Origin of the sequence: Acrocarpospora sp. B8E8 (genome assembly GCF_039871605.1) — a bacterium.
GTDB classification, from domain to species: Bacteria; Actinomycetota; Actinomycetes; order Streptosporangiales; family Streptosporangiaceae; genus Acrocarpospora; species Acrocarpospora macrocephala.
Window position 1 is genome coordinate 79719 of record NZ_JBDPLV010000044.1, and the last position, 16773, is coordinate 96491.

Genomic DNA, 16773 nt, shown 5'->3' on the forward strand with positions numbered 1-16773 from the left:
GGAAGTCAGAATTCAAACCTGCCAGACAAGCAGACAGTCTGATTAGCAGAGAAGGAGTTGGAGTGAAGGCCGCACTGCTCTACGGGCACAACGACCTGCGCATCGAGGATGTGTCAGAGCCTCGCGCCGGGACCGGCGAGGCGGTCGTCGCCATCCACGCCTCCGGCGTCTGCCCCAGCGACATCCGCAGCTACACCGGTTCCGGCGCGGCCAAACGAGCCCCCTGGACCCCCGGCCACGAGGTCGCCGGCGTGATCAGCGAACTCGGCGAGGGCCCGACCGGCGGCTTCGCCGAAGGCGACCGGGTGGTGCTCGACTGGCGCGGCGTCTGCGGGCGCTGCCACGAGTGCACCCGGGGCGCGGCCAACTTCTGCGAGAACCTGGTGAAGTTCCCCATCGCCGGGTTCGCCGAGGCGACCGTGCTGCCGGTGACCCAGCTGCGGAAGGTGCCGGACGGCCTGAGCCTGGAGGCGGCCTCGTTCTGCGAGCCGCTGGCCTGCGTGGTCAACGCGCATCGGCAGCTGCCGATGCCGCTGACCTGCAACGTTCTCGTCATCGGAGCGGGACCGATCGGGCTGCTGCACACCCAGGTGGCGCGCTCCCGGGGAGCCCGCGTGATCGTCGCCGACCTGAAGCCCGAACGGCTGGAGACCGCCCGGAGCCTGGGCGCCCACGACACGATCGAGGGCTCCGACCGGGAAGCCATACTCAACCTCACCGAAGGGCGCGGCGCCGATGTGGTCATCGTCACCGTGGGTGCCCCCGCCGTGATCTCCGCCGCGTTCGAGCTGGTCGCCCGCAACGGCGCCGTCAACCTGTTCGCCGGAACCCACCCCAAGGGCGTCGTCGAGCTCAACCCCGACGTCCCCCACTACGACCAGGTCGCCATCACCGGCAGCCACGACTTCATCCCGCACGACTTCGCCACCGCGCTCCGCCTCCTGGAGTTCGGCCTGGTCGACGTCGCTCCCCTGATCAGCCACCGCTTCTCGCTCGACTCGGTGGCCGACGCCTTCGAGACCACAAAGCAGCAGAAGGGTCTCAAATCCCTAGTCGTGTCCGAGCTCTGAGACCCCGTTCTCCCCCACCTGAGGAAGTCATGACCCACACCAGCTGGCCGCGCCGCCGGATGCACCACGTCTTCGCCCCCGACGGCCGGGCCGTCATCGCCGCGATGGACGCCGGGATCAAGGGCGTCGCCCCCGGCCTGGAAAACGGCCGCGCGGCAGTCCGGCGCATCGTCGACGGCGGCGTGGACGCCATCCTCGCCACCATCGGCCTGGCCCGCGCCGCCGCCGCCGAACTCGGCGGCACCGGCCTCATCCTGGCCCTGGACAGCGAGATCCCCTCCGCCCAGTACGGCGTGAGCCAAGCCGTCCGCTGGGGCGCCGACGCCCTCGAACTCAAGGTCTTCCCCGGCAACCCGTCGGTCACCAAACTCGGCGAACTCCGCGAACTCTGCGCCGAAGCTGACAAATACGGAATGCCGGTGATGGCCGAACCGATCCCGGTGTCGTTCAAGGACGTCGAAGCTCACACGCTGACGAACGTCGCCAACGGCGCGCGCCTGTCCTCCGAGGCCGGCGCCGACTTCGTCAAGGCGCAGTATGTCGGCACCGTGGACGAGTTCCGCAGCGTGGTCGAGGGCTGCCTGGTCCCGGTGCTCGCTCTGGGGGGTCCGATGAAGCCCACCCCGGTGCACGCTCTCCAGATGGCGGCCGACGCCGTCGAGGCCGGAGCGCGTGGCGTCGTCTACGGGCGCAACATCGTCGAGGCCGAACGCCCGGATCGCATGGTGGCCGCGCTGGTGGAGATCGTCCACGGCGGCGCGAGCGTCAAGTCCGCCGCAAAACACCTCAACCCGCCGCTCGGTTAATCAGAAACCCGTCCCACAGCCAGCCGCATAGCCGCCGACCAGACGACTCACCGCTGCGGCTGTCCAGATCACGACTTTTCCTCATTAATAGGAGGGCCGATGTCTACTCAGCACGCCGCTGTCTTCTATGGGAGCAGGGACATTCGCGTCGAAACCCTGCCGATTCCCGAGCCGGGGCCCGGGGAGGTGCTGATCCGGGTCGGTGCGGCCGGGATCTGCGGGAGCGACGTGCTGGCCTTTCGCGGGCTCGGGCCGTGGCAGCACAGTGCGGACAAGCCCGGACGGGACGGGCATGAGCTCGCCGGTGAAGTGGCTGCGCTCGGGGCCGGAGTGACCGGGCTCTCGGTCGGGCAGCGGGTGGCGGTCGAGCCGAAGCACCTGATTAATTGCGGGGTTTGTCCGGCGTGTGCGGCGGGGCGTACGCATCTGTGTCAGCGGCGGGGTTACGTCGGTGACACGCATGTGACCAGCGAAGGCTTCGCCGAGTATGACCTGTGTCCGGCCGAGCGTGCGCATCCACTGCCTGATCATGTCTCGCTGGCGGCGGGGGCGATCCTGGACTGTTACGCGTGCGGCGTGCACACGTACAACCTGGTGGAGACCCCGCCGGGGAGCACGGCGGTGATTCTGGGCGCGGGCACGATGGGGCTCACCATGGGCCAGGTCGCGCGGTCGCATGGGTTGAAAGTGCTGCTCACCGGGATGAGCCGGGAGTCGCTCGACCTGGCGATCAAGGCCGGGGCCGCCGACGAGGTGGCGCTGGTCGGGACCGAGGACGTGGCCAAGGCGACGGCCGAGTTCACGCAAGGGCGTGGCGCCGATCTGGTCGTGGACGCGGTGGCCATATCGGAGATCACCCTCCAGCAGTCGGTGGAGCTGGTCACGCCCGGGGGGCAGGTCTGCGTGCTGGGCGTCTATCCGGAGCCGCCGCGGCTCGAACCGCATCTGGCCTACGTCAAAGAGGTCTCGCTGCACTGGTCCAACAGCTACGGGACCTTCCGGGGCGTTTCGGAGTACGCGACCGCGCTCGATCTCGTGGCCTCCCGGACGGTCGCCGCCGACGCGCTCATCACGCATCGCTACCCGCTGGACCGCATCGTCGAGGGCTTCGTCGCCGCCGACGAGAAGGACCGCTCGCTCGCCATGAAAGTCCTCATCCAACCCTGACGGAGGTGATCCCGTTGTCATACCTACTCACCGTCGACCAAGGTTCCAGCGGGACCAAGGCCGCCGTCTTCGACACCGATGGGCATTTGCTGCGACAAGCCGCCCGCCGGACCGTGATCGACCACCCTGACGTCGTCGCCGCCGAAGCCGATCCCGAGCGCTGGTGGCTGGCCTTGGTCGAGTGCGTACGCGATGTGCTCAACGGCCCCATCCCCGCCGAACTGATCGGCGCGGTGGCGGTCTGCGGCTTCATGCACACCCTGGTTCCCGTCGGCGAGGACGGCACGGTGACCGGCCCCGCTCTGCTCTGGCCCGACCAACGCCCGTTGGCCGACGGCTCCTGCGTCGAACGAATGCGCTGGTGGGTGGCGGAGAACCCGGAAGCCGCCGCCAGAACCCGCTGGTACCTCCCGGTCAAAGACTTCCTCCGGTACCGCCTGACCGGACAAATCGCCACCGACCGCTACGACGCAGGAGGCACCGGCTTCACTGAGCCAAGATCACCTCGCACAAGCTCACACCAGCCCTCACCCGCAAATGTGCATATTTCGCCCGACGCCAGGAATGCGTCACGCGAGCCGCACGCCTGGTCCCCCGCCGTGGCCGCATATGCCGAAATTTCGGTACAACAGCTGCCGCCGATTCATGAGCCGCTTGACCTCGCGGGCGAGATCACCCCCAAAGCGGCCACCCTGACCGGTCTGGCCGTCGGAACCCCGGTGGCCGTCGGGACCGGCGACTGGATGGCGACCCTTCTCGGCGCAGCCGCCGTACTCCCGCAAAGGGCTTGTGTCTATCTCGGCACAGCGGGAGCCATCGGCGGATTCGCCTCCCCGCAAACCGCCGCCAACCTCACAGAACCCCTCTGCTTCGCCGCCACCACCGCGACCGGCTCCGCCCTCACCTGGCTGGCCGACCTGATCGGCGACGACGCCCCCACCCTCGCCACCGCCGCCGAAGAAGTCCCCCCAGGCGCGCGCGGCGTGAAATTCCTCCCCCACCTGATGGGCGAACGCGGCGACGCCCCCCGCCCGTCGGCCCGAGGCGCCCTCCTCGGCCTCACCCTCGCTCACACCCGGGCCGACCTGGCCAGATCCGTGCTGGAAGGCACGGCCATGTGGCTGCGCACGATCTCCGCGACCGAGCTCGACCGCCGTGACCCGGCCGAACTCGTCGCCGTCGGCGGCGGAGCCCGGAGCGGGATGTGGCTGCGGATCCTGGCCGCCGTGCTCCAGCGCGACTTGCTCGTGCCGGAGACCACCGAGGCAGGCCTGCTCGGTACGGCCATGATCGCGGCCACCGCGATCGACCCCAGCGGCGACGAGGGCGTGGCAGCCCTCATGGACCGATGGGTGCGAACCACCAGAACCGTGCCCGCCGAGCCGGATCTGGTGCGGAGGTACCAACCGCTCTACGAGGAGTTCCAGCTGGCCGAAGTCATGGCCAGAAACAACCTGGAACCCCACAAGTCGTCACGGCCGGTTCCCGGACGTGGACGTCCCCGGTAGCCCGGCCGCCAAGCCGTGCACCTAACCCACACAACGCAAAGCGCGCGGGGGCGCTCATACACCGCTACCGAGAACGCCAGGCCAGGAGTGAAGATGCAACACCGATGGAGAATTCTGACGGCGACGTCCGCCGCGGCGGGCCTGCTATTGCTGTCCGCCTGCGGGGAGGACACCCCCGCCCCCGCGACCGGTGGCGAGGTCACCGGAGCCATCGACGTCTGGATGGGCGACCCGATCGGCGCCACCCAGCAGCCGGTGGTCATCCAGCTCGCCAAGGACTACGAGACCGCCCACCCGGGCACCAAGGTCAATCTGCGCTTCCTCGGCGCGGACGCGCACAAGACCTATCTGACCAGCATCGCGGGCGGCACGGTGCCGTGCGTGGCGCTGATCGGCAACACCTGGAGCCCGGAGTTCGCGGGTCTCAAGGCGCTGGAGCCGATCGCTCAGGATCCGGCGTCGATGCAGGGCACCTACACGCAGAGCATGATCGACTCGACCGTGCTCGACGGGGTTTCCTACGCGGTGCCGTACGACACCGGGGTGCGCGCCCTCATCTACCGCAAGGACCTCTTCGACGCGGCGGGGCTCGCGGCGCCGAAGACCTGGGATGAGGTGCTGACCGCGGCGACGACCGTGCAGAAGGCCAACGAGGGCGTCAACGGATTCGGCATCGTCGGCGGGAACCAGTGGTACTGGCTGCCGATGATCTGGAACTGGGGCGGCGAGATCGCCACCAACTCCGGCGGCGCCTGGACCGCGAAGGTCAACTCGCCGGAGGCCATCGCGGCCTTCACCTTCTACGCCGAACTGCTGACCAAGCACAAGCTGGCGCCGGAGGGCTCGGTGACCTGGCAGGGCGCCGACGCGGCCAAGGCGTTCGCGCTCGGCCAGGTGGGCATGATGGTGGGCGGCAGCTGGGACCTGAAGACGATCATCGCGCAGAACCCGGGCATGGAGGCGCAGCTCGCCACCGCGCCGATGCCCAGCGGCCCCGGCGGCAACAACGACACCTTCGCCGGGGGCAGCAACCTGGCCATCTTCAAGGGCTGCACGAACAAGGCGACCGCGAAGAGCTTCGTGGACTTCATGATGCGGACCGACAACCTGGTCCCGGTCACCACCAAGATCGGCCTGCTGCCGGCCACCACGGACGCCCTGGAGAAGGAGCGCACCACCGGCTCGTTCTCCGCGCCGCTGCTCAAGGCCTACGCCGAGCAGGCGCCGAACACCCGGTCGATCCCGGCCGTGTCCACCTGGGGCAAGGTGGAGGGCACCGGTGCGATCGTGAACGCGATGCAGTCGATCATGAATGGTCAGAAGACGGCCGAGGCGGCCATGCAGGAGCTGGCCGGCCAGATTGACGCGGCGATCGGTCAGCAATGACCCTCACCGCACAGGAGAACCGGGAGGCGGGCGCGCCCCAGCGCGCTCGTCCCCCCCGGCGCTCCCTCCGCCTCGACCGGTTCGGCCTGCCCAGCCTGCTGCTCGCCCCGCTGCTCGCGGTGGTGGTCGGGGTGGTCGGCTACCCGATCGTGCGAACCATCTGGCTCTCCTTCCACGAGGGCGAGTATCTGATCTCGGGCCCGTTCAACGGCCTGGACAACTACACCGCGCTGTTCGAGGACCCGTACTTCGTGGCCGCGCTGATCCGCACGACGATCTTCGCCGTGGTCTGCGTCTGCTGCACCCTGCTGATCAGCCTGGCGGTCGCGCTGGTGCTGGACGTGGGGTCGTGGCTGACCAGGATCGTGACGGTGATCGTGCTGCTGCCGTGGGCGATGCCCCGGGTGGCGTCCGGCATCGTCTGGAAGTGGATCTTCAACGATCAGTACGGCATCGCCAACTGGCTGCTGGTCAGCCTGGGCTTCGACCAGTTCCAGGGTTACGCCTGGTTCAACAGCGGGGTCAGCTCGCTGGTGGCGATCACCATCGCGGTGGTGTGGCATTCGGTGCCGTTCATCGCGATCTCGATGCTGGCGGGGTTGCGGGCGACGCGCGGTGAGGTGCTGGAGGCGGCCCGGGTGGACGGGGCGAACTTCATGCAGCTGCTGCTGCGGATCCGGCTGCCGATGATGAAGCCGCTGCTGACCATCCTCGGGGTGATGTCGACGATCTTCGCCTATCAGTCGTTCGACCACTTCCTGGTGATGACGACGCCGCCGGGCGGGCCGAGCCACAGCACCGAGGTGTTGTCGCTGCTGACCTGGTTGCAGGCGTTCACGGTGCTCGATCAGGGTGCGGCGGCGGCGATGGCGGTGGTCACCTTCGTGCTGCTTGCCGGGATCACGGCGGTCTATGTGCGGCTGTCGAAGGAGGACAAGTGACGAAACGTGTGCTCCTTTACGGCGCGATGCTGGGCATTGTCGTGGTGAGCCTGTTCCCGTTCTTCTGGATGGTCGTCACGTCCCTCAAGCCGGACGCGGACATCTTCACGAAGACGCCGGAGTTCCTGCCTACTTCGCCGATCTTTGACCGGTATCTGCATTTGTTCGATGGTCCGGTGCCGCGGCAGTTCCTCAACTCGGTGCTGGTGGCCGGAGCGACGACGCTGATCACCGGGGTGATCGCGCTGCTGGCGGGGTACGCGCTGGCGCGGTACAAGATCCCGCTCAGGCGTTACCTGCTGATCGTGATCCTGTCGATCCAGATGTTGCCGCAGACCGTGCTGGTGATCCCGCTGTTCGTGGTGTTGCGCAACACCGATCTGCTGGGGACCTATCAGGGGCTGATCCTGTCCCATCTGGCGCTGACGGTGGGGCTCGCGACGTACATGCTGCGGAGTTTCTACCTGGACATCCCGGTTGAGCTGGAGGAGTCGGCGATGGTGGACGGCGCGAGCCGGTTGAAGGCCGTCCGGCTCGTGGTGTTCCCGCTGGTCTGGCCTGGGCTCGCGGCCAGTTCCATCTACGGATTTATCACCTCTTGGAATGAGCTGATGTTCTCGGCCACCTACATGCAGCAGTCGGAGCGGGAGACGCTGCCGGTCGCGTTGCAGCAGTACTTCTCCAGCTACTACTCGGACTGGGGCGGCGTGATGGCGGCGAGCGTGATCTTCACGATTCCGGTGGTGGTGTTCTTCCTGCTGGTCCAGAAGCGGCTGATGCAGGGCATGGTCGCGGGCGCCGTCAAGGGCTGACCCCGCTAGAGAGGATTCATTGTGTTGAAGCTTGGCGTGCTGGGCGTGGGCGCGATCGCCACCGTCGACTACGGGGTGCTGCCCAACCTGCACCACATCGCGGACAAGGTTGAGCTGGTGGCGCTGGCCGATCCCGTTGAGGAGCGGGTGATCGACGCGGCGAAGCGGTTCGGGGCGGCGGAGACGTACTCCTCGCTGGAGGCGATGCTCGACGGTGCGGACATTGACGCGGTGCTGAACCTGACGCCGATCCCGGCGCACGGGTCCACGTCGCTGCAAATCCTGCGGGCGGGCAAACATCTCGCGACGGAGAAGCCGCTGGCCACGACGATGGCCGACGCCGACGCCATCATCGAGGCGGCGCGGGAGGGCGGGCTGAAGGTCGTCTGCTCGCCGCCGAACATGCTCTATCCGACCAGGATCGAGGCCGCCCGGCTGATCCGCGAAGGCCGCATCGGGAAGGTGGCGTTCGCGAAGGTCCGCGCCTCGCACGGCGGCCCGGCGTCGATGATGAACTGGCCGACCGACCCGACCTGGTTCTACCAGGAGGGCTCGGGGCCGCTCTTCGACGTCGGCGTGTACGGCATCACGGAGGTGCTTGGCCTGCTCGGCCCGGCCAAGCGGGTGAGCGCGTTCTCGGGCATCACCGAGCCGACGCGGGTGGTGCGTTCCGGGCCTTTCGCGGGCAAGGAGATCACGGTCACCACCGATGACAACACGCTGATCATGCTCGACTTCGGGGGTGGGACGTTCGCGGTGGTGGACGGGACGTTCAACGTGAACGCCGCGAAGGGGCCCCGGCTGGAGGTGTTCGGGCGGGCCGGCACCCTCAACCTGCCCAACAACATCAACCAGAACGGCGGGCGGACCATCGACCTGTTCCTGCTGGACGCGGTGGGCGGGCTGAGCGGGTGGATCGATGTGGATCTCGCGCACCTGGAGCCCGCGCAGCAGCGGGTGGACAAGCTGCGGCGGGCGCTGCTGGTCGATCATCTCGCCGATCTGGTGGCGGGTACGGCGACCGAGGTGATGGGCGCCGATGTGGCCAGGCACGCGTTGGAAATCATGCTCAAAGCGCACGAGTCCGCACGAAGTGGACGGGCGATCGAGCTGGAATCCAGCTTCTGATACTCGGAGCCGCCGGAGGGCAATGAGGCCTACCGGCGGCTTCGGCATGCTCGGCCCGGTTCCCCGTGGGAAAGACTATTCTTACCGGATCATCACACCGAGCGTGCGGGCCGATGCCCCCGGAGGTCCTGAGATATGGCACAGGGCTCATTGCGTCCGCAGAAGACGGCCATGCTGGTGGCCCAGCGCATCGTCGCGGACATCAACCGCCGGGGCAACACCGTCGGTGACCGGTTACCGCCGGAGAAGGTGATGCTCGACACGTACGAGGTGGGTCGTGGGACCCTGCGCGAATCCCTCCGGTTCTTGGAACTCCAGGGGGTGCTCTCGCTCAAGCCGGGTCCCGGCGGCGGGCCGGTCGTGCAGCAGCCCGACGCGACCAGCCTGGCCACCACGCTCACCCTGCTGCTCCAGTTCGAGCACGCGCCGTTCCGCACGATCAACGAGGCCCGCTCCAGCCTGGAGCCGATGATCGCACACCTGGCCGCCGAGCGGCTGAGCGCGGAGCAGCTCGCCGGGCTCAAGTCCAGCCTCGACACCATGGGCGATCACCTGGACGACCAGAACGTCTTCCTGGCCGAGAACGAACGTTTCCACGAACTGATCGCCCGCGGCTCCGGCAACGCCATGTTCCACTACCTGATCGACGCCCTGCTCCAGATCCTGGACAACTCCGCCATCGAGGTACGGCGTTCCGCCGTCCACCAGGCCCACACCCGCATCTACCAGGCCTTGGCCGACCGCTCCCCCGAAGCCGCGGCCACCGCGATGGCCGAACACATCGACGACTACATCCGCCAGGCCGAACACAAGAACCCCGAAGCCCTGGCCGCCCCCATCGTCTGGGGCTAACCGTTCTCGTGGATGAGCTGGCCCTCGGCGAGCGAGTCAGCCCGCTCGATCGTGGTCGACAACGGTTTCTCGACCACGAAGCACAGGACGGCCACCGAGAGGATGGCGAGCGGGGCCATGACCAGGAAGATCGGGAGCAGGGCCTCGTTGTAGGACTTGATGATCGGGGTCCGGAGCGCGACGGGAAGCGCGTTCACCAGGGCGGGGGTGAAGGAGTTCGAACCGGACGCGGTGCCACTGTTCGCCGGTAACCTCTCGGCGAGGAACGAGGTCAGGCGGGCCGCGAACACCGCGCCGACGACCGCGGAGCCGAGCGTGGCGCCGGTCTGCCGGAAGTAGTTGGTGGCCGCCGTCGCCGTGCCCACCTGGGTGATGGGGAACGAGTTCTGCACGATCAGGACCAGGATCTGCATCGTCATGCCGACGCCGATGCCCAGCACGCCCAGGTAGACACAGGCGACCGGGGTGGGCGTGCTGACTTTGAGCGTCGACAGCAGGACGAGGCCGGCGCCCATGACGAGGGAGCCGATGATCGGGGACAGCTTGTACTTTCCGGTCCGGGAGACGATCTGGCCTGAGGTGACCGACGCCAGCAGCAGGCCGCCCATCATCGGGATCATCAGGAGACCGGCGTGCGTGGCGTTGGCGCCGGTCACCATCTGCAGGTAGGTGGGCATATATCCGATGGACCCGAACATGATCACGCCGGTGAACAGGGCCGCGATGGTCGCCAGGTTGAAGTTGCGGTCCTTGAACAAGGTCAGCGGGATGACGGGTTCTTTCGCCCGGGACTGCACGAACACGAACAGGACGGCCACGGCGACCGTGAAGACGCTCAGCCCGATGATTTCGGGGGAACTCCAGTCGTACTGGGAGCCGCCCCAGGTGCCGACCAGCACCAGCGCGGTCGTCGCGGCGGCGATCAGCGCCATGCCCAGGTAGTCGATCCGCGGCCGTTCAGCGCCCGTACGCCGGGGGATGCGCAGGAAGAGCATCGCCGCGACGATGGCCAGCGCTCCGAGCGGAATGTTGATCCAGAACGCCCATCGCCAGCCGGGACCCTCGGTGAACCAGCCGCCGAGGAGTGGCCCGGCCACGGACGCGAAGGCGAAGACGGCGCCCATGACGCCCATGTACTTGCCGCGATCGCGGGCGGGGACGACGTCGGCGATGGCCGCCTGGGAGAGGATGATCAGCCCGCCGCCGCCGAGTCCCTGGAGGACGCGGCCCACGATCAGCCACTCGATCGTGCCCGCCAGGCCGCCGGTGACGGATCCGGCCACGAACGCGAGGATCGCCGCGATCAGGACGGGGCGCCGGCCGAACAGGTCGCTGATCTTTCCGTAGACGGGCATCATGATCGTGGAGGCCAGGATGTACGCGGTGATGACCCAGGTCATGTGGTCGACGCCGTGGAGTTCGCCGACGATGGTCGGCAGGGCGGTCGACAGGACGGTCTGGTTCAGTGACGCTAACAGCATCGTCACCATCAGGCCGGCGAACAGCAGTTTGAGGCTGCGGGTCGGGCTCTGTTGTGGGGGCGCCTCCGTGGGGGCGGACAGGGTCATGAAATGTCCTCCAGGACCTTTTTGAATGTGGCGATGGCCGACTCGATGGCGGCGGTTTGATCGGGTTCGACGCTGGCCGGATCGCGTGCGTAGACGAATCGCAGGACGGTGCCGGCGAGCATCAGCAGGGCGCGTGAGGATTCGCGTGCGGCCGCTCCCGAGGCTGACAGCTTGTCGTCGAGGATCGTTTCGACCAGGCGTTCGGCCGCGGAGACGTGGTGCAACAGCCGTTCGCGCAGCTCGGGGAAGCGGTGGGTCAGGGCCGCGCGCTCCCGGTAGGACGAGCTGTCGGCGATCGTCGAACGGAGAATCGCCACGATCAGGCGAATAGTGCGGGTGAACTGGTCGTCCTCGTCGCCGTCGAGGAATCGGTTCAGGGCGTCCTCGGGGACCGTGGGGGTGCGGGTGCCCAGGACGGCGTCCTCTTTGGTGGCGAAGTAGTTGAAGAAGGTGCGTCTTGATACGCCCGCGCGGTCGGCGATCGCTTCGACGGTCACTGCCGTAAGGCCGTGTTCCATCACCAACTCGACTGCTGCCCTGTTCAGCTCCTTGATCGTCCTGAGCCGGTGGCGTTCTCTGAGCCCGGGCGATGATGCGTGCATGCATGCACTCTATGCATTAGTGCAAGTTTGCCCAAGTGCAAGATCTATCTGCGGTGGTGGTATGGGTGGTTTGTCGGCATTTTCGCGGCACTCCCCGGCCAGCCGCTCGGATCGTGCCGCCCCGGATCGATTGCCTCCTACCAGCACATGACCGACCGGGAAACTGCCGGTCATCCGCCTGAGGTCTTTGGCGCGTCGATCTTCAAGGGTGCGCTGGCGGCGGTCCCGGCCCAGAGCACGAGGAGATCGGTCACGACCGACGGGCTGTGCACAGCCACCCGCGGATCCCGCCTCAGGTCCCGCACGTCGGCGCTCGATCATGGGGCGCCTCGCGGTCGGGTGGCTTGTCTGCATTGGCGCGTATGTCAGCCTGACGAGGTGCGGTCCTGGGTGTCGGGGGTGACCCCGGCCGCGCGGAGGGTGTTGCGTTGCACGCGCTGTGACGGTGTTTTCGGGAGGTCCGCGACGAATCGGAGATAGCGCGGGACGGCGAAGTCGGGGATGCGGGTGTCGCACCATTCCCAGACTTCTTCGGGGGTGACCTCCTCCCGCACGATCAGGTAGGCCATCACCTCGTCTTCGCCCGTTTCGCCGGGTACGGCGATCACGCAGCACTCCTCGACGGCCGGGTGCGCCAGGATCGCCAGTTCCACCTGGAAGGAGCTGATGTCCTCGCCGCTTCGGCGCAGCTTGTCCTTGATCCGGTCGACGAAATAGAACCAGCCGTCCGTGTCCCGGCGCAACATGTCGCCGGTGTGGAACCAGAGGTTGCGCCATGCTTCGACGGTGATGTCGGGCATGTTGTAGTAGCCGGTGCTGCAGATGAACGGGACCTTCGGCCGGACGATCAGCTCGCCGGTCACGCCGACCGGGACCTCCTCGTCGGTTTCGGGGTCGACCAGGGCGACGTCGAACCATTCGTCCGCCTGCAGGCCGACCGCGCCCGGCGGGCGGTCCTCTCCGTACGGCGTCATGATCGGGGCCGTGATCTCGGTCAGGCCGAAGACGTCGACGAACGCCTCGATGCCGTACCGCTCGCGCATGGGTTCCTGGATCGACAGGGCGCCGCCTGCGGCGAAGACGCAGCGCAGGGGGTTGTCGGCGTCGTCGGGGCGCGGGGGTTGCCGCCAGATGCCGTCCATCATCGCGCCGGCGAAGGTGGTCACCGTGACGCGACTTTCCCGGATCTGGTCGATCCAGTCGGGTGCGCTGAAACCGCTGCGCAGGACGAATCTGGCGCCAGCTACCAGGGTTGGGTAGGCCGCCATCAGCTGGGCGTTTCCATAGAAGAACGGAGTGACCGCCATCCAGGCGTCCTGGGGGGTCAATCGGGTAAGGGAGACGCAGAGGTCAGCGAAGAAGTACATCTGGGCGTGTGGCATGGCCACACCTTTGGACAGGCCGGTTGTGCCGGAGGTGAACAGGACAGAGGCCAGGTCACGCGGGTTGACCACCGGCAGGTCGGAGGGGCTCGATGGCGGGGCCTCGGGGATCTCCCCCGGAGGCTGGGGGATCTTCTCCATGGCCTCGGAAATCTCCCCAACGGCCTCGGGGATCTCCCCAGTAGTCTCGCGGATCTTCCCCCTGGCTTCGGGGGTCTTCCCCGTGGATGAATCGTTCTCCAGGTCCTCCCAGGGCACGGCCTCCCAGCCCGCGCTGCACAGGACCTCAATGGCATGATCGCGGCTACCGGTATCGATCACCCAGAACTTCTCGATGTCCGTGGACGCTGTGGCTATTCGGACAAATCGTTCGGCGTAGATGTCGTCGACCACGGCGTACCTGGCCCGGATCGTCCGTATCTGGTGGGCGAGGAACTCCTCCTCGTATGCGGTGTTGACCGGCACCTCCACCAGTCCGGCCATCCCGCAACCCAGCCAGGTCCGTACGAACCTGGAAGAGTTCCCCGCCACGACCACAACCCGGTCGCCTGGCACCGCCCCGGCCGCGAGCATGGCGCGCGCCACCGTCTCGGCGGCGGCCAGCATCTGCCCGAACGTCCAGGTCCGGCCCTCTTCTGGCACGTCGAGCCACACCGCGTCCGGCCGATGCGCCGCCTGATATCGCAAAACGGTCGGAAGCGCCCAGTCCTCCCGGTCACCGAAGGTCGGCCGCAGGTCACGGTAGTGCCTCACAAGCTCGCCCTTTCGCTCCGACCAGGCTTCCGATGATCCCGGAACTGCCCGCCCAGTCGTGGGCGCAACGCTCATCAGACGGATTACTCACCGACCAGAAAGAGCGATCGACTTACTCTCCAGATATATGCCGAAATCTTCCTTGAAACCGCCGAAGGCCTGCGGCCGTCCGTTCACGCTCACCATCTCGCTCCGAACCCGCCGGGCGACCGCCAGCGCGCGCCCCTCGTCCGCGCTCCACACCGACGCCGACCGCCGCGAATCATTCGCGATCGCCACGGCCTGCTCCTCGCTGTCGTACGCGATGACCACGAGCACCGGCCCGAAGACCTCGTCCCGGGCCAACCCGCCGAGAACATCGGCCAGCAGCGTCGGAGCCACGAACCACCCCGGCAGTGCCGGCAGCGAACCGCCGGTCACCACCCGCGCCCCCGCGTCCGCGCCCTGCTCGATGTAGCTCCGCACCCGGTCCCGCTGCCGCCTGCCGACCATCGGCCCGACCGTGGTCGCCGGATCCATCGGATCCCCCGCCCGCTGCCCGCGCAGCGCCTCCGCCACCGCCTCCACCAGGGCGTTCTCCCGCGCCCGGGGCACGAGCAGCCGCGTCTGCGCGATGCACGCCGCCCCGTTGTCCAGCAAAGCCACCGGCAGCAACGCGGCAACCACCTGATCGAGATCCGCGTCATCGAGAATGATCGCCGCCGACGTCCCGCTCAGCTCCAGCGTCAGCCGCGCCATCCGGTCCGCGCAGGCGGCCATCACCGCACGCCCGGCCGCGCCACTCCCCATAAAGGCGACCTTGTCCACCTGAGGATGTTCGACCAGATGCGCCCCCGCGCCTCGATTCCCGGGCAGCACGCTGAGCGCACCCTCCGGCAGGCCCGCCTCGGTCAGCGCTTCGGCCAGCTGGTAGGCAGTGAGCGGCGTCTCCGGCGGCGGCTTCAGCACAACCGAACAGCCCGCCGCGAGGGCGGGGGCGATCTTCAGGGCGGGCATGCTGAGTGGCCCGTTCCAGGGCGTGATCGCCGCCACCACCCCGACCGGCTCCCGCGTGACCAAACTGGTGTGAATGCCATCGGTGCGCCGCTCGTCGTACGGGAAGTTCTCCGCCACATCCGCGTAATACCGCAGATGCCTGATCGCATCGGGCACGTGCACCCGGTCGCTGAACCCGATCGGGCAACCAAGCTCGGAGGTGATCAGCCGGGCGATCTCCGATGCCCGTTTCTCCAGCAGGTCGGCGGCGGTCCGCAGCACCCGCGCCCGCTGCCCCGGCGCGGCATCGGCCCAGGTCCTGGACTCGAACCCGGCCCGCGCCGCCGCCACCGCGTCGTCGATGTCGGCCAGCGAGGCCAGCGCGGCCCGGCCCACCCGCGCCCCCGTCGCCGGATTGCGCACCTCGATCAGTTGTGAACCCGTCCCCGTGACCCAACGCCCACCGATGAACACTTCCGAACGTTCCGTCACGCAGGTCCCGACCTTCTATTCCTGATAATCAATAGAACCTAGTCACCATCGGAATACCGGTCAAGAACGCCTCCGTACCCCGTTGAACTCTGGTACGGCGTGGCGCGTACTCCTCAGTGCATCACCGGAACGGGCCAAGGGGCCCGCCCTGAGGAGGTGGAGCAAGTTGAGCGGATCCGTCGATCTGGCGTTGTTGCGAAATGGCGCACACAGCCCGTCGTACTTCGCACTGAAGCGCGGTTCATCCGGCCATCGGCGTGATCTGGTGGATTTCTGCATCCCGTGCAACCCGTACTTCCCGACCAAGGACATGTTCGAGGGCTTGAGCCGGAACCTGGTCGACGTGCTCAAGTACTACCCGAGCGACTCCGACACGATCACCAAGGAGCTCTGCTCGACGCTCGGCCTCAACCCCGCCACGGTCGCCATGGGCAACGGCTCCACCGAGTTGATCACCTGGATCGACCATCTGATGGTCCGCGAAAGCCTCGCCATCCCCGTCCCCACCTTCGGCCGCTGGACCGACCAGCCCCTGGAAACCGGCAAACGCGTCGACATGTACCCACTCCTGGAGACTCAGGGCTTCCGGCTGGACGTCGAGTCGTATATCCGTTTCGTACGGGATCGCGGGTCGAAGGTGGCCGTCATCTGCAACCCCAACAACCCCGACGGCGGCTACCTGGCCCGGCACGAGGTCATCCGCATGCTCGACCGCCTCACCGACCTCGACCTGGTCATCGTGGACGAATCCTTCATCGAGTTCGTCGACGCCGAACCCTACGCCAGCGTCGCCGACCAGGCCGCCATCCGCCCCAACGTGATCGTCCTCAAAAGCCTGGGCAAGAACTTCGGCCTGCACGGCATCCGCTTCGGCTACCTAATCTCAAACCCCGCCATAGCCGGAAAAATCCGTAAATCCGTGCCGAAATGGAACCTGAACTCGTTCGCCGAAGTCATCGTCTTCATGCTGAAAGAGCACATGCAGGAATACCAGCACAGCCTCCGCCTGCTCGCCCACGACCGCGAAACCATGACCCGCCAACTCCGCTCCCTGACCGGCCTCACCGTCTTCCCCTCCCAAGGCAACTTCGTCCTGGTCAAACTCCCCCCCGGCAAAGACGGCCGCGACCTCCGCGACTACCTCATGTCCGAACACGGCGTCTTCGTCAGAGAATGCGGCAACAAACTAGGCACCACTAGCCAATTCCTCCGCCTGGTAGTCCGCCCCCACGCCGACGTCCAACGCCTCCTCATCGGCCTCTACACCTACCTCTGCGCTCCCTCCCACCCCCAAGCCGAACTCCTCCCCACCCCCCAAACCCCCGACCTCC

14 protein-coding genes are annotated in these 16773 nt (G+C 67.4%); 10 read left to right on the forward strand and 4 right to left on the reverse strand.

Annotated elements, in window-relative coordinates:
- Positions 1 to 62: 62 nt before the first annotated feature.
- The 9 genes from ABGB08_RS34450 (at position 63) to ABGB08_RS34490 (ending at position 9670) form a co-directional block, all read left to right on the forward strand.
- On the forward strand, positions 63 to 1070 hold the full coding sequence (locus tag ABGB08_RS34450) for a zinc-binding dehydrogenase (RefSeq protein WP_347599124.1): 1008 nt from the start codon (positions 63 to 65) through the stop codon (positions 1068 to 1070).
- Between the two features lie 29 nt (positions 1071 to 1099).
- Complete coding sequence (locus ABGB08_RS34455; RefSeq protein ID WP_347599127.1) at positions 1100 to 1876, forward strand: hypothetical protein; 777 nt, start codon at positions 1100 to 1102, stop codon at positions 1874 to 1876.
- A gap of 99 nt (positions 1877 to 1975) precedes the next feature.
- A complete protein-coding gene (locus ABGB08_RS34460; RefSeq protein ID WP_347599130.1) occupies positions 1976 to 3043 on the forward strand; it encodes an alcohol dehydrogenase catalytic domain-containing protein in 1068 nt (355 codons plus the stop codon).
- A gap of 14 nt (positions 3044 to 3057) precedes the next feature.
- A complete protein-coding gene (locus ABGB08_RS34465; RefSeq protein WP_347599133.1) occupies positions 3058 to 4551 on the forward strand; it encodes an FGGY family carbohydrate kinase in 1494 nt (497 codons plus the stop codon).
- 93 nt (positions 4552 to 4644) lie between these two features.
- The gene (locus ABGB08_RS34470) at positions 4645 to 5937 is read left to right on the forward strand and encodes an extracellular solute-binding protein (RefSeq protein WP_347599136.1); all 1293 of its coding nucleotides are present in this window, start codon (positions 4645 to 4647) and stop codon (positions 5935 to 5937) included.
- The gene (locus ABGB08_RS34475) at positions 5934 to 6878 is read left to right on the forward strand and encodes a sugar ABC transporter permease (protein ID WP_347599139.1); all 945 of its coding nucleotides are present in this window, start codon (positions 5934 to 5936) and stop codon (positions 6876 to 6878) included. The genes ABGB08_RS34470 and ABGB08_RS34475 overlap by 4 nt, the downstream gene beginning before the upstream one ends.
- The gene (locus ABGB08_RS34480) at positions 6875 to 7690 is read left to right on the forward strand and encodes a carbohydrate ABC transporter permease (RefSeq protein WP_347599142.1); all 816 of its coding nucleotides are present in this window, start codon (positions 6875 to 6877) and stop codon (positions 7688 to 7690) included. The genes ABGB08_RS34475 and ABGB08_RS34480 overlap by 4 nt, the downstream gene beginning before the upstream one ends.
- 21 nt (positions 7691 to 7711) lie before the next feature.
- Entirely contained in the window at positions 7712 to 8818 is a 1107-nt protein-coding gene (locus ABGB08_RS34485; protein ID WP_347599145.1) for a Gfo/Idh/MocA family oxidoreductase, read from the forward strand.
- A gap of 135 nt (positions 8819 to 8953) precedes the next feature.
- Positions 8954 to 9670, forward strand: coding sequence for an FCD domain-containing protein (locus ABGB08_RS34490; RefSeq protein WP_347599148.1), 717 nt, complete (start codon positions 8954 to 8956; stop codon positions 9668 to 9670).
- On the opposite strand, the gene ABGB08_RS34495 is transcribed toward ABGB08_RS34490, so the two are convergent.
- The 4 genes from ABGB08_RS34495 to ABGB08_RS34510 all read right to left on the reverse strand — a co-directional run bounded on the left by ABGB08_RS34495 (position 9667) and on the right by ABGB08_RS34510 (position 15442).
- Positions 9667 to 11238 carry an MDR family MFS transporter gene (locus tag ABGB08_RS34495; RefSeq protein WP_347599151.1) on the reverse strand — a complete coding sequence of 524 codons (1572 nt, stop codon included), beginning with the start codon at positions 11236 to 11238 and terminating at the stop codon, positions 9667 to 9669. The genes ABGB08_RS34490 and ABGB08_RS34495 overlap by 4 nt on opposite strands.
- A complete protein-coding gene (locus ABGB08_RS34500; protein WP_347599154.1) occupies positions 11235 to 11840 on the reverse strand; it encodes a helix-turn-helix domain-containing protein in 606 nt (201 codons plus the stop codon). Before ABGB08_RS34500 ends, ABGB08_RS34495 begins: the two co-directional genes overlap by 4 nt.
- A 365-nt stretch (positions 11841 to 12205) precedes the next feature.
- Positions 12206 to 13975, reverse strand: coding sequence for an AMP-binding protein (locus tag ABGB08_RS34505; protein WP_347599157.1), 1770 nt, complete (start codon positions 13973 to 13975; stop codon positions 12206 to 12208).
- 87 nt (positions 13976 to 14062) lie between these two features.
- The gene (locus tag ABGB08_RS34510; RefSeq protein WP_347599159.1) at positions 14063 to 15442 is read right to left on the reverse strand and encodes an aldehyde dehydrogenase family protein; all 1380 of its coding nucleotides are present in this window, start codon (positions 15440 to 15442) and stop codon (positions 14063 to 14065) included.
- Between the two features lie 166 nt (positions 15443 to 15608).
- Between ABGB08_RS34510 and ABGB08_RS34515 the strand changes: the two genes are divergently transcribed.
- On the forward strand, positions 15609 to 16773 hold a 1165-nt coding region (locus tag ABGB08_RS34515; RefSeq protein WP_347599162.1), incomplete at its 3' end, for a histidinol-phosphate transaminase.